The organism is Chryseobacterium oleae (genome assembly GCF_900115055.1).
Taxonomy (GTDB): domain Bacteria; phylum Bacteroidota; class Bacteroidia; order Flavobacteriales; family Weeksellaceae; genus Chryseobacterium; species Chryseobacterium oleae.
This window is the reverse complement of record NZ_FOVD01000006.1, coordinates 1-13,522: the sequence shown is the minus strand read 5'-3', so window position 1 is coordinate 13,522 and position 13,522 is coordinate 1. Positions and strand designations below refer to the sequence as shown.

The following is a 13,522-nucleotide window of genomic DNA, read 5'->3' as shown; positions in this document are numbered from 1 at the left end:
CAGCTTTTATTTTATATGCTTTTTAACCTCTTCTGTCAGTTCCAAAATAGTTTCAACGGGCAAATCCTCTTCCATGTCAATCAGAAGGATTTTAAACTTCTTTCTGCCGTCCTGAATCAGGAGTGGATGGTCAAGTCTGTCTCCATGATAGAAACTAACGTAATGCTGTTTGTACTTTTTGCTGTAGTAAAGATAGCACAGCATTTTCTTTTTATACTTAAAGAAGGGGAGTCCGAAACTCAGTGTTTCCGTGATGTGTTCCGTATCAGATTCTAGAATCTTTTTCCGTAAAAACAAAAGAGTACTTCTTTCAGGCTCGTTGATTCTGTAGAAGTACTCTTGTATGGGATTCATTTAAATGAATTTAATTCAATAAACGATTAGTCAAAATTTTGCAGCTCTACCAGCTTGTGGTACATGCCTTTCTTAGCAATAAGATCGTGGTGTGTTCCTTGTTCTACTACAATTCCTTTCTCCATTACTACGATCCAGTCTGCTTTCTGAATAGTTGAAAGTCTGTGGGCAATCACCAGGGATGTTCTGTTTTCCATCATTTTATCTAAGGCATCCTGAACAAATCTTTCTGATTCCGTGTCCAGTGCAGAAGTAGCTTCATCAAGGATCATTACCGGTGGGTTTTTCAATACCGCTCTGGCGATTGAAACCCTCTGTTTCTGACCTCCGGAAAGTTTATTTCCATCGTCACCGATATTAGAGTTGTAGCCATCAGGAAGATTCGAAATAAAATGATCAGCATTGGCAATTTTTGCGGCCTCAACTACTTCTTCTTTGGTAGCATCAGGTTTACCCATCAGGATATTGTTATATACTGAATCATTGAACAGTACAGATTCCTGAGTTACCATCCCGAGAAGCTGACGGTATTCTTTTAATTTTAAATGTTTAATGTCAACTCCGTCAATTAAAATCTGACCTTCATTCACATCATAGAATCTTGCCAAAAGGTTGGCGATAGTCGTTTTTCCACTTCCACTCTGGCCTACAAGGGCGATGGTTTTTCCTTTCGGAATGATGAGTGAGAAGTTTTTAAGGATCACATTATCTTTATCGTAATAGAATCCAATGTTTTTGAATTCGATCTGGTTGCTTAAGGTAGAGATAGAAATAGGTTCTGCAATTTCTTCAACTTTTAAATCATAATCAAGAACTTCAGCTACTCTTTCCAAACTTGCCATACCTCCCTGAATAGAAGAAATTGCACTGGAAAGTTTTTTCGCAGGGTCAAGAATCTGGAAGAACATTCCGATGAACACTAAGAAAGCCTGAGGCTTCATGGTCTGATCTTCTAAAATTTGTGTTCCCGCATACCAGGTGATGATAAGAATGGTGATAGAACCAAGGAATTCGCTCATAGGAGAGGCCAATTCTCTTCTTCTGCTCATATCGATCGCGTAGTTCTGCCAGTTGGTGGTTGTTTCGTTGAATCTGTTTTTAAGGATCTTATCTGCGTTGAAGATCTTGATGACTTTAGACGATTTCAATGTTTCGTCTACCAATGAGAAAAGATTTCCAAGTTCAGCCTGAGCAAAATGAGCCTGTTTTTTCAAACTTTTCCCGGTCCATGAAATCAGCCAGCCCATAATCGGGAAAACAAGCAGTGAGAACAAGGTAAGCTGAGGAGACAGTAAAAATAGGGCGATCAGTGAAGAGACGATCATAAACGGAGCATTGATAATATCTACCAAAACCCCCATAATTCCACCTTCCACACCTCCGATGTCATTGGAAATTCTGGACATCATATCTCCCTTTCTCTGTTCTGTAAAGAAGGAAACAGGAAGCTGAAGAAACTTATTATACATCGCCGTACGAAGATCCTTTGTAATTCCTACACGGTAATTCACCAATAGGAAAGATCCGATATATCTGAAAATATTTCTCAGTAAAAATGAAACCCCGGTGATGGCACAAAGAACAGCCAATACATAAACAGCACCATGCTGGTCTATCTGTATCTGTACAAAATAGTACGCTTTATCTTTTATATAATTGAAATAGTCACCGAAAGCTCCGCTCCATACCGGTTCTTTAGCCTGTTTTTCAATGGTACCGAACATTAATCCCAAAATAGGAAGCATGGTTCCTACCGATAAGATATTGAGTAAGGAGTACAGAATATTGAAAAACATACTTCCGAAAAGGTATTTTTGATGCGGTTTCGCGAAATAAAGTATTCTTTGTAATGGTTTCATTCAATGAAAAATTGGATAGCAAAATTACGTAAAATTAAAGGAAAAGACGTTCTTAATCCTGTTTTACTTTAATTAATATGTTTCAATCGTTCCCATTTTGTTACAAACGTTTGTTTAATTTTATATCATTAATGGGATATAAGCTAAATAAAAAACCGCCATTCCGGCGGTTTTATGATTGTATTTCTTTAAAATTTTACTTTGTCATTATATTTTGGAGCAAAATTCTGAGGGTTTAATTTTTCAAGAGTTTTTCCCACATTGTTGATAATCCCCGTTAAATTATCAAAATCCACCACACTCACATCATCACTTTCATTATGATAATGCGAAGCTTTTGTCATATCAACCGTAGAAAATGAATGTGCGATAATTTTCTTCTTCACAAAACTTACATTGTCCGATCTGTAGAATAATTTTTGTGCTGCGTAAGGGTCCGGGTTAATTTTTAATCCGTTCGCTGCATATTGATTAAAGAGTTCATCAAAATCTGAAAACTCGTCACCCGTCATAAAAAGAGCATTTTTCCCGAACTGAGATTCTGTAGCGACCATTTCAAAATTGAAAAGAGCGGTCATATTATTATAGATCTTATCCAAATTAGCATCCGTAGAAATCGCTTTGGATCCCAGCATTCCTTTTTCTTCACCATTAAAGGCCATGAAGACCATTGAGAATTCAGATTTTTTGTTTTTAAAATAATCGGCAATACCTGCTAAAGTGGCAATTCCGCTTGCGTCATCATCTGCGCCATTATAGATATTATCTCCGGTTTTATCACTCGTCCCGATGTGATCGAAATGACCTGAGAATCCCAGATACTTATCCGTTTTTCCTTTTTTGATCCCGCATACATTGTAGACTTTCTTTCCTTCATATTCAAAAGGAATCAGGTAGGAATTCCCGGTACAGTATTCAAGTTTATTTTCTTTAAAAAGCTTTGCAATATATTCTGCTGCCTTGTCATTTTCCGGAGTTCCGATCTCACGGCCTTTCATTTCGTCTGAAGCCAGTGTGGAAAGGATGGTGGTTACTCTTTCTTTGGAAACTTCCTGTGCCAGCGTAAATACAGAGCAAAAGGACAGGGCAAGGTAGGTTAGTTTTTTCATTATAGATACAATTTAATAAGATCAGTCGTATTCTTAACGGAAATGTTGCACGAAATGGTATAAATTAATCAGACAGGAATGCATTTCAACCATTAAAAAACTTAAGATGTCATGCGAAATTAAGTAAATCATTTAATTTTTAAAACATTTTCCAGACTTTCAGTTGATACTCAGACCGATAATATTTTATAAAACACCCTATGATTCGTTATGTCACACTGAGCGGAGTCGAAGTGTGTGTCAATTTAATTATGAAAATCAAAATAATTTATATAATGACTACAAAAAAACAGCTCCTTTCGGAACTGTTCTCACTCAAAAAATCGTTGTAAGGCTATCGAAGTCGGTCTACAGATTTTACGAGCCTCTCATCTCTGCGGATCAATACGTTTGCGATAAGCAGACATATGATCGCGATCAATGGGAAAACCGGCTCAATACCCTTCTCAGGAATCTGAATTCCTCCGGATAAGTTTAGTAACCAGTACGCCAATACACCAATCAACAAAGCGTTTATAACGATGCTGAACGTATTCAGCATAATTTGTCTTTTTCTGTTTTTGAAACTGAAAATACTTAATGCACCTGCCAAAACAAGCGCAATACAACTGATATCAATCACCGGAATATTGCCGAAAACGTCAACATCCTGTCCTGTAACGAAAAGGGAAACAGCAGCCAAAACCGCCAAAAGAGTCCATATAGTCTGTATTCTCTGTAACATTGATTATTAAATACCTGGCAAAAATAACATAAATTTTGCACAATTCAAAAATTAGTGTAGATTTGCATTATACATATGTACTTGAAAACAAAAGTCACCGGACTTACTTTTCTTACTCACAATTAATTACATTTTTACATTAAGTATGTTTAACATAGAAACGTTAAGGTCAAAATCCGTAACGGAACTGACTAAAATCTTAAAAGATTTAGGCGTTAAAGTTGCTAGAAACAGCAATGATAATGATAAGATCTTTGCCGTTCTTGACTTTCAGGCTTCTAACCCTAAAGTTGCAAAAGATTATTTCAACGCCACAGAAACCAGCATGGATACTGAAGAAAAACCGGCAGACAAACCTGCTAAGGCTCCTGTAAAAAAAGCAGCGCCTAAAAGACAACCTGCCAAACCGAGAGCAGAAGTAAAAGCACCAACTGAAGAAAAACCCCAGATTGAAGAGAAAGTAGAAGAAAAGGTGCCGGCTGCTGAAGAACCAAAACAGGAAGAGCCGAAAGCTGAAACAGTTTCCACTCCTGAAGAAAACAATCAGGCACAAGCCAAGAAAAAAAGAAAAAGAGTAGTCGCCAATAATACTGGCAATACAGAAACTCCACAGGAAAGAGCAGAAGCTCCTAAAACTGCAGAACCTCAAGAATCTGCTCCATCTGAAGAAAAGCCTAATACTCCTCAAAATCAGGCCAGATCCCAACAAAGACAAAACAATCCGCAAAACAGCGGAAACCAAAATAAAAACCCTAATCAGCATCAAAACCAGAATCAGGGTCAGAACCAAAATCATCCTAACCAACAACACCAGAACCCAAATCAAAATCAGCAAAGACAACACGCTGACAGAAATGAGGAACATCATTCTGAACACAGAAAAGAATTCAGTTTCGATGGAATGGTAAGTATTGAAGGGGTTTTGGAAATCCTTCCGGATAACTACGGATTCCTTCGTTCATCTGATTTCAGTTATATATCTTCTCCTGATGACGTGTATGTTTCTACAGCACAGATCAGAAATTTCGGTCTTAAAACCGGAGATACCGTTAAAGGAATTGTAAGACTTCCAAAAGAAGGAGAAAAATATTTTTCATTACTAAAGCCTACGGAAGTAAACGGACGTGATCTTGCGTTCATCAAAGACCGTGTGGCATTTGAATATTTAACGCCGCTTTTCCCTGAAGAAAAATTCAATCTTACCGGAAACGGATCTACACTTTCAACAAGAATTGTAGATCTTTTTGCACCGATCGGGAAAGGACAGAGAGCCATGATCGTAGCCCAGCCTAAAACGGGTAAAACGATGTTGCTTAAAGATATTGCCAACTCTATTGCAGCCAATCACCCTGAAGTATATATGATGGTCCTTCTGATCGACGAACGTCCTGAAGAAGTTACTGATATGGAAAGAAGTGTAAATGCAGAGGTTATTGCCTCTACATTTGATGAAGCAGCGGATAAGCACGTAAAAGTGGCTAACCTTGTTTTAGCAAAAGCTCAGAGAATGGTAGAATGCGGACATGATGTAGTGATCCTTCTTGACTCTATTACGAGATTAGCAAGGGCATACAACACGGTGACACCAGCATCAGGAAAAGTACTTTCCGGTGGGGTAGATGCCAATGCACTTCACAAACCGAAAAGATTTTTCGGGGCAGCCAGAAAAATTGAAGGGGGTGGTTCATTAACCATTATTGCTACGGCACTTATCGACACAGGTTCTAAAATGGACGAAGTGATCTTTGAAGAATTCAAAGGAACGGGTAACATGGAACTTCAGTTAGATAGAAAAATTGCCAACAGAAGAATTTATCCTGCGATTGATCTTGTCTCTTCAAGCACACGTAGAGATGACCTTCTCTTAGACGAAGTAACTTCGCAGAGAATGTGGATCTTCAGAAAATACCTTTCTGAGATGAATCCTGTAGAAGCAATGGAATTTGTAAACAAAAACATCAGAGGAACTTTAAATAACGAAGAATTCCTGATGTCTATGAATAAATAGATTAATTTAATTGTTGTTAAAAAAAGCACGGAGATCAGCGGATTTTCGTGCTTTTTTATTGAAGTTGGAGCGTTTTGAGTTTGAGAGTAGGAGTGTAATAGGGTTTAAGGGTTTTTAAAGGGGGTAAGATTGTAAATTTGTTTTTTCATCAACTCAAAAAATGCTTTGAGATCTATTTTAGACTGCGATAACCTCCCTCTTCCGACTTCCTGCTTCCTTTCTATAAAAATTAATTCATTCTAAATCAATATATCAATGTTAAAGATTTATTAAAGTAATGCCCAGTATTTGATAATCGCTTAAATATTGGCTAAATTTGGATATAACATTAAAAATAAAAATTATGTCATTTGAATTACCTAAATTAGGATATGCATACGATGCATTGGAGCCTACTATTGATGCTAAAACTATGGAAATCCACCATACAAAACATCACCAGGCTTATATTGACAATTTAAATAAAGCCATCGAAGGAACTGAACTAGCAGGTAAAACGATCGAAGAGATCTGCCAGACAGGAACTGATAAGCCAGCAGTAAGAAACAATGGTGGAGGACACTTCAACCACTCTTTATTCTGGGAAATTTTAACGCCGGGCGGAAGCAACGAACCTGTAGGAAACGTAAAAGCTGCTATTGAAGCTTACGGAGGTCTTGAAAAATTCAAAAATGATTTTTCTGACGCTGCTAAAACAAGATTCGGTTCAGGATGGGCTTGGTTAGTGAAAAATGCAGATGGATCTGTATCTGTTTCTTCTACTCCAAACCAGGACAACCCGTTAATGCCTGTTGCAGACGTGAAAGGAACTCCGGTTCTTGGATTAGACGTTTGGGAGCACGCTTACTATTTAAACTACCAAAACAGAAGACCTGACTATGTAGCAGCGTTTTTCAGCGTAGTAAACTGGGATAAAGTAGAGGAATTATTCAACAAATAATTTTCAGCTATTATAAAAGTAAAAAGGTTCAGAATTTATTCTGAACCTTTTTTATTGTTACGATCTTAATCTCTTAATCCGCTTAATTTTTAAATTATCTAGTAGCATCACTTGGAGAAAGGCCGTTCATCTTCAATCCGTATTTCCAGCTTACATAGGCAAAAACCTGGTACAGCTTGTATTCAAATTTAATTCCGTAGTTCTCTCTAGGATCGTAATCTATGCCGGATTCTATGATATTTCGGTATTTTCCTGAGTTATAATAAGAATTCCATTCAGTAACCAGAAATGTGTTTTTTGTTTTCAGATAAGATTCCGAATATTGGTTCATCGGTTTGGCTACCGCATTTAAAAAGTAATCAAACTGGGTGTCGATTACCGTGAGATCCCACTCTCCATCATCATTTTTAGACGGTTTCATTTCAGACTTCTCTTCCCCTTTTTTAGGAGTGTCCTGGGAAAAACAGCTGAAAGGAATCAGTACAAAGAGAAGTAGGGTGATTATATTTTTCATAATAAAACATTTGTATAAAAAATAAGCACTCAAAATGAGTGCCTAAGTTAATTTTTATGGTTCTTTCTGAAGAATGACAAATGCCGGGAAGTGGTCACTGTATCCTCCTGTAAACTGGTCTCCGTTCCAGGATCTGAAAGGGTAGCCTTTATAGTTTCCTTCTTTGTTCACCAGATATGGGGGAGCAAAGATTTCTGCTTTGTACACTGAATATTCTTTAGTTACCTGATCCGAAACCAAATTCTTGGAAACGATAATCTGGTCAAAAAGGTTAGGGGCATCCTGATAAGCCAGTGAAGCAATACCTTTCTTATATAAAGGATACATTAAATTTAGGTAAGGCGTCGTTTCGCTTAAATCTTTAGGGCTTGCTGCCGCTTTTAGATAATTTTTTAAACTTGAACTTACTGGGTCATCATTGAAATCACCCATGGCAAAAAGCTTTGTCGTAGGATCTGCTGTTCTGATGCTGTCCATTTGCTGCTTCAGTAAAGCTGCTGCTGCATTTCTCTTCGGTAATGAAACGGCTTCACCGCCTCTTCTTGAAGGCCAGTGATTCATGAAGAATGCCACTTTTTCATTGTCAAGGAAACCGGTTACTACCAAAATATCTCTGGTGTATTCTCTTTTCCCGTCATCACCGAATACTTTCAGTTCTTTCTTTAAAGAGTTGGTTACCGTAAATCTTCTTTTCTGATAGATCAGTGCTACATCAATTCCTCTGTAGTCATAAGAGTTGTAGTGTACGATTCCGTAATCATATTTGGCAAGAGCAGGCTGTTTCACAAGATCTTCGATCACCTGTCTGTTTTCTACTTCGATAAGTCCTACCACGGCAGGAGCTGTTTTGGTATACTGTGCACCCAGTTCGGCAATTACTTTGGCTTCGTTGGCTAGTTTTGCTTTGTAGATTTTAGTATTATAGTTTTTACCGCTGCTTGGGGTGAATTCTTCAGAACCGCTTTGGTATCTTACTGCTTTCTTACCCTTTAAAGCGCTGTCGCTCCAAGGTCCGTCATGCTTTTCAGCTTCTAAAAATTTGATGGAATCTAAGGGTATACTTCTATGGAAAGCCGGATTATGGATATCTTTAGTCCCATCTATATAATCTGCAGAACGTATAGTGTCCCAAAGGTTTTCAACATTCAAAAAACCAACAGCAGCCACTTTTCTAAGCTTGCCCTGTTGTCCAAAAGCCATTATCGAAAAAACGATGGCCATAAAACTCATAAATCTCTTCATCCTCTAGAGTATTAAAATTATTTAAACGACAAATTTACCTTTTTTTAATTCACTCCATTTTAAATATTTGTAAATTTAAAACAATATAAAATAAGTCTCTTATATAATGAATCATAAAAGCTTGCAATGTTAAGAAAAAATAATGTTAAAAAAGTTGGAAATTCCAAATTTTGACTAAATTTGTGCCCCCAACTTTTAAACGGTTGAAAACTAATAAGAAAAGTATTAAAAAAAATAAATATACTCATGATTAAAAAACTATCATTAGTCTCTTTATTTACTTTACTTCCTGCTTCATTCTATTTTGCGCAGACCACTGTGTTTGCGTATCTTAAGGATGCCGAAGGAAAGCCTATTGAAAGGGCAGAAGTAGATCTTAAAGGGAGTGAGAATGATGTAACGGCTGATAAAATTGGATATTTCCAGTTTGTAGACCTGCAGCCGGGCCATTATCAAATTATGATTACGAAACCAAACTTCGAAACCAAAATGATGGAGTTTGACGTAGCCGATGAGAAAAAAAAGGATCTGGGTATCATTACCCTGTATTCTAATCTTACAAGCGCAGATCAAGGCTTAGCTATTATAGACAATGATGATGATGACAGCAACAGCAGTGGACAAGCTTCCACAGTAGGTTTGCTACAATCATCAATGGATGTATTCAGTAGAATTGCTGCGTTTGATTTAGGGTTTTACTGGTTCCGCCCAAGAGGTATCGATGGAAGAACTGGTGAATCTATGCTGAACGGTGTTTCCATGGTAAAATCTGATAATGGTAATGTTGACTTCAGTAACTGGGGTGGGCTAAACGAGATCACGAGATATCCGGAAATCGCGTCCAACCACTCTCCATCTGAATATGCTTTTGGTGGAAACAGCTCTGTGGTTTACAAAAACACAAAAGCAAGTGAGTATAGAAAAGGATTCCAGTTTACACAATCCTTAACGAACAGAAACTACAGAAACAGAACATCTTTACGATATACCTCAGGAATGAGCAAGAAAGGATGGGCGTTCACTGCAATGGGAGCCAGAAGATGGGCTGATGAAGGAATCCAGGAAGGAACTTTCTACGATGCTTACGGAGCTTACCTTGGAGTTGAAAAGAAATTCAGCGACAGCCATACGATTACATTCAACGCGATCGGTGCGCCTTACAGAAGATCTACATCCAGCCCGAATACTCAGGAAGTGTATGACTACAGAGGGGTGCATTACAACTCGTACTGGGGATGGCAGGATGGAGAAAAGAGAAGTGAAAGAGTTCGAAGAGGATTCCAGCCGCTTTTCCAGATTCAGGACTTCTGGAAAATTAATAAAAAATCTAGTCTTTGGACAACTGCATCTTACCAGTTTGGAAAAGATAAAGGTTCCCGTTTAGACTGGAATGGGGTTACCAATCCTTCTCCTACCTACTACAGAAACTTACCAAGTTACTATATCAACAGCATTATTTACAATGCTACCAACAATACACAGCCAGATCCTACACAGTATGGAACTCTGATTGATGCTTACAATACAAGTTTGTCAAGCTGGCAGAACGGAGATCCTAATGTTACTCAGCTTAACTGGGGACAGATCTATGCGAACAACCAAAAGGTGGATGCTGCAGATCAGGCTGAAATGGCCCGTTTGTACGGAATATCCGGAAAACGTTCCAAAATATATCTGGTAGATGACGTAAGTGACGATAAGATCTTCAATGCGGGTACACATTACACGTACAACTTTAACGACCGTACGAAGTTTATCATGAACGTATCTTATCAGAACTACAAATCTGAGCTTTACCGTGAACTGAAAGATCTTTTAGGAGGTGATTACGCTATCGGTGTAGATCCGTTTAAAGAATCTGCAAAACCTGGTTCTTCAGGATTGTATAATACGTTAGATTCCAACGTTCAGCTGAAAGAAGGAGACCGTATGACTTACAACTATATCCTGACAAGACAGGAGGCAAAAGTAAATCCGGGACTTAAATTCTCTACAGGTAATTTTGACGTATTTGTTTCTGCTATGGCAGGATATTCTACTTCAAACAGAGAAGGTCTTTTCAAGCATTATTTATATGACAACTCTTACGGGAAAAGCAAAGATTACAATTTCTGGAACTTTGGTCTGAAAGGACAGATTGTTTACCGTATCAACGGACGTAACTTCTTAGTGTATAACGGAGCGATGTACAATCAGGCACCATTCCTGGAAGACTTGTTCATCAATCCAAGAATTAATGCACTTGTTAACCCTAATATCAGAAGTACAGTATATACGGCGAATGATTTAAGCTATGTGATCAATACACCTTTCCTTAAATTAAGAGCATCAGGGTTTATTGTAGATACTCAGAATGAAACCAATGTACAGAGATTCTTTGCAGACGGAATTCAGCTGAGCAGCACAAATCCGGACGGATCTGTTTCTCAGGTACAGAGTGCATTCGTTACTCAGGTAATGTCCAACGTAGAGAAAAGAAATATGGGGGTTGAATTAGGGGTTGACCTTAAAGTTCTTCCTACTTTATCTTTACAGGGTCTTGCCAGCTTAGGTGAGTATTTGTACAGAAACAACCCGGAAGTTTATCTGGTTTCTGATGCTTCAGGAAGTAGCGTAACTTCTTTCGGAAAGGCCTATTTAAAAGATTATAAGCAGGGAGGAACTCCTCAGCGTGCTTTCTCTTTAGGTTTCCGTTACAACAACCCGAAATACTGGTGGGTAGGAGCCAACTGGAACTATTTTGATAACAATTATCTGGATCCGGCTCCGGCTTTAAGAACGAATAACTTTATTCAGAACCCTTATTCAAGTACGCCTTACCTGGGTCTTACCGATGGTGATGTACGTGATATGCTGAAGCCTGTACAACTTCCTTCTGCATTTTTCTTAAATGCCAATGCAGGGAAATCATTCATGATTGGAAAGTATTACATATTATTAACTGCTTCTGTGAATAACATCTTAAACAACAAGAGATTCATTACAGGAGGCTTTGAGCAAACGAGAGAAACGAAAGCGAAAGATTTTGCTGCGGATTATTACAGTCCTACACCTTCTTTCGGACCGAAATACTGGTATACTCAGGGACGTTCGTACTTTGTTAACTTACAATTCAGATTCTAATAAAAAATAAAAAAATAACAATGAATAATTTCACTAACTTTTTCAAAACGACATTCGTAGCAGTAGGTGTACTGTCTGCAGTGTCTTCTTGTGTAAAGAATGATGATTGGGAAACTCCCCCGATCGCCTGTTCCAATAAGTTCGAAGCGCCAAACATTTCAATGGCAGATTTTTCGGCTCAGGCTCCTGCTACAGGATATAAATTAATTACTACAGATCAGATTTTCGACGGTTATATCGTTTCTTCTGATGCTCAGGGAAATTTCTACAAAACCATCTCTTTCCAGGATAAAACGGTAAACCCTACCGTAGGTCTTCAGATCGAGGTGGATAAAGCAAGTAACTTTGCAGATTTCCCGGTAGGTGCACACATCAGAATTAATGCTAAAGGATTGCGTTTAGGTTTAGACAGAGGTTCTATTAAATTAGGTTCTGAAGATCCGAACTTCGCGATCGGTAGAATTCCTCAGGCTCTTGTAGGAAGATATGTTTCCGGAGTATGTTCAGGAAACGGTTTGGATATCCAGACACTTGTCCCTACAAAGCTTAATTCATTAAACGATGCAAAGCAGGCTAACCTGATCAACACGTTAGTTACTGTATCTGATGTACAATTCGGTATCGGTGAAATCTTCCCGGTTCAGAAAAAATATCTTGATTATGATGCCGGAAACCAAGGTTTGGATACAGACAGAAACATTGAAGATAAATTAGGAGGTTCAGCAGTAATCAGAAACTCAGGATTCTTCAAGAGTGGAGGTGAACTTGTACCAAAAGGAAACGGTACGGTTACTTTCGTAGTAAGCAGATATAATTCTACATGGCAGATGCTGATCAGAAGCTTATCTGATATCAACTTCACAGGAACAAGAGTAGATGCAACGCCGCCTAAAGGAGGTACTGAGATTGCTTATTCAGGGGCATTCCTTGAAAACTTTGAAAGCTATTCTCTGACGCCTACCAACCTGGAAATATATCCTAAATATGTAAATGATGCGGTGTTAGGAAACAGATACTGGCAGTTAAAAACGTTTAGCAATAATAAATATATCCAGTTGGGAGCTAATTCCGGTTCTGGAAACTATTTAACTTATTTTGCGGTACCTGTTGACTTTACAGCAGCCAATACAGTGAAATTTGACGTAAACGTTGGATTCTGGAATGGTAATGCTTTAAAAGTATATTACACGACCAACTATACTCCGCTCGGAGATATTACAACAGCTACTAAAACAGATATTACGTCTGCATTTACAATTCCACAGGCTCCGGCTGTTAATTATGGTACGCTAGCTCCTGCGGGAACTTATACGCTGCCTGCCGGATTAACGGGTAACGGATTTATTTTATTTGAATATACAGGAGCATCTACAGGTGTTACCACTACGATTCAGTTAGATAATATTCAGGTTCAATAATCAAAATCTGATATTTTAAATACAGGCCGTCTTTTAGGAGACGGCCTTTTTTTTTTAGTCATGATTTTTATAATGATCATGAAATTTGAAGTTATTTAAATCCTGATATTTTTTATTTATCCTTGTGATAAGTTTGTTATTAGGATAACGCTCTTAAAAAAGTTAAAATATCTTTGGAATATTAATCATTGGAAAAAGCAATAGGAAAAAGATAGAAACCTTGTTGGTACT

The 13,522-nt window shown here is 38.0% G+C and carries 10 protein-coding genes; 4 read left to right on the top strand and 6 right to left on the bottom strand.

Translation table 11 applies throughout. The features are described from left to right. Positions 1 to 6 precede the first annotated feature (6 nt). The 4 genes from BM143_RS17275 to BM143_RS17260 form a co-directional block, all read right to left on the bottom strand. Positions 7 to 354 (bottom strand): DUF1801 domain-containing protein, encoded by a 348-nt coding sequence (locus tag BM143_RS17275; protein WP_090025858.1) that lies wholly within the window; start codon positions 352 to 354, stop codon positions 7 to 9. Between the two features lie 26 nt (positions 355 to 380). Further along, positions 381 to 2,213 (bottom strand): ABC transporter ATP-binding protein, encoded by a 1,833-nt coding sequence (locus BM143_RS17270; protein ID WP_090025856.1) that lies wholly within the window; start codon positions 2,211 to 2,213, stop codon positions 381 to 383. A gap of 188 nt (positions 2,214 to 2,401) precedes the next feature. Further along, on the bottom strand, positions 2,402 to 3,322 hold the full coding sequence (locus BM143_RS17265) for a M28 family peptidase (protein ID WP_090025854.1): 921 nt from the start codon (positions 3,320 to 3,322) through the stop codon (positions 2,402 to 2,404). Between the two features lie 334 nt (positions 3,323 to 3,656). Beyond that, positions 3,657 to 4,046, bottom strand: a complete 390-nt coding sequence (locus BM143_RS17260; RefSeq protein WP_047450796.1) for a DUF4293 domain-containing protein — start codon at positions 4,044 to 4,046, stop codon at positions 3,657 to 3,659. 145 nt (positions 4,047 to 4,191) lie between these two features. Here BM143_RS17260 and rho point away from each other — a divergent pair, with 145 nt between their 5' ends. Then, a complete protein-coding gene (rho, locus tag BM143_RS17255) occupies positions 4,192 to 6,054 on the top strand; it encodes a transcription termination factor Rho (RefSeq protein ID WP_090025852.1) in 1,863 nt (620 codons plus the stop codon). A gap of 343 nt (positions 6,055 to 6,397) precedes the next feature. Further along, entirely contained in the window at positions 6,398 to 6,994 is a 597-nt protein-coding gene (locus BM143_RS17250) for a superoxide dismutase (RefSeq protein ID WP_034724027.1), read from the top strand. A gap of 94 nt (positions 6,995 to 7,088) precedes the next feature. Here the strand turns inward: BM143_RS17250 and BM143_RS17245 are convergent, their stop codons facing one another. Both BM143_RS17245 and BM143_RS17240 read right to left on the bottom strand, forming a co-directional pair. Continuing rightward, on the bottom strand, positions 7,089 to 7,508 hold the full coding sequence (locus BM143_RS17245; RefSeq protein WP_090025850.1) for a DUF6146 family protein: 420 nt from the start codon (positions 7,506 to 7,508) through the stop codon (positions 7,089 to 7,091). A gap of 54 nt (positions 7,509 to 7,562) precedes the next feature. Beyond that, positions 7,563 to 8,750: an endonuclease/exonuclease/phosphatase family protein gene (locus tag BM143_RS17240; protein ID WP_090025848.1), complete on the bottom strand. Its 1,188-nt coding sequence runs from the start codon at positions 8,748 to 8,750 to the stop codon at positions 7,563 to 7,565. A 246-nt stretch (positions 8,751 to 8,996) separates the two neighbouring features. Here BM143_RS17240 and BM143_RS17235 point away from each other — a divergent pair, with 246 nt between their 5' ends. Both BM143_RS17235 and BM143_RS17230 read left to right on the top strand, forming a co-directional pair. Further along, the gene (locus BM143_RS17235; protein WP_090025846.1) at positions 8,997 to 11,873 is read left to right on the top strand and encodes a carboxypeptidase-like regulatory domain-containing protein; all 2,877 of its coding nucleotides are present in this window, start codon (positions 8,997 to 8,999) and stop codon (positions 11,871 to 11,873) included. A gap of 20 nt (positions 11,874 to 11,893) precedes the next feature. Next, the gene (locus tag BM143_RS17230; RefSeq protein WP_090025844.1) at positions 11,894 to 13,291 is read left to right on the top strand and encodes a M949_1556 family lipoprotein; all 1,398 of its coding nucleotides are present in this window, start codon (positions 11,894 to 11,896) and stop codon (positions 13,289 to 13,291) included. The last annotated feature ends 231 nt before the right edge of the window (positions 13,292 to 13,522 follow it).

Coding starts and splice junctions, on each gene's coding strand:
- rho (WP_090025852.1), top strand. CDS start 4,192: ATGTTTAACATAGAAACGTTAAGGTCAAAATCCGTAACGGAACTGACT.
- BM143_RS17260 (WP_047450796.1), bottom strand. CDS start 4,046: ATGTTACAGAGAATACAGACTATATGGACTCTTTTGGCGGTTTTGGCT.
- BM143_RS17250 (WP_034724027.1), top strand. CDS start 6,398: ATGTCATTTGAATTACCTAAATTAGGATATGCATACGATGCATTGGAG.
- BM143_RS17240 (WP_090025848.1), bottom strand. CDS start 8,750: ATGAAGAGATTTATGAGTTTTATGGCCATCGTTTTTTCGATAATGGCT.
- BM143_RS17230 (WP_090025844.1), top strand. CDS start 11,894: ATGAATAATTTCACTAACTTTTTCAAAACGACATTCGTAGCAGTAGGT.
- BM143_RS17270 (WP_090025856.1), bottom strand. CDS start 2,213: ATGAAACCATTACAAAGAATACTTTATTTCGCGAAACCGCATCAAAAA.
- BM143_RS17235 (WP_090025846.1), top strand. CDS start 8,997: ATGATTAAAAAACTATCATTAGTCTCTTTATTTACTTTACTTCCTGCT.
- BM143_RS17245 (WP_090025850.1), bottom strand. CDS start 7,508: ATGAAAAATATAATCACCCTACTTCTCTTTGTACTGATTCCTTTCAGC.
- BM143_RS17265 (WP_090025854.1), bottom strand. CDS start 3,322: ATGAAAAAACTAACCTACCTTGCCCTGTCCTTTTGCTCTGTATTTACG.
- BM143_RS17275 (WP_090025858.1), bottom strand. CDS start 354: ATGAATCCCATACAAGAGTACTTCTACAGAATCAACGAGCCTGAAAGA.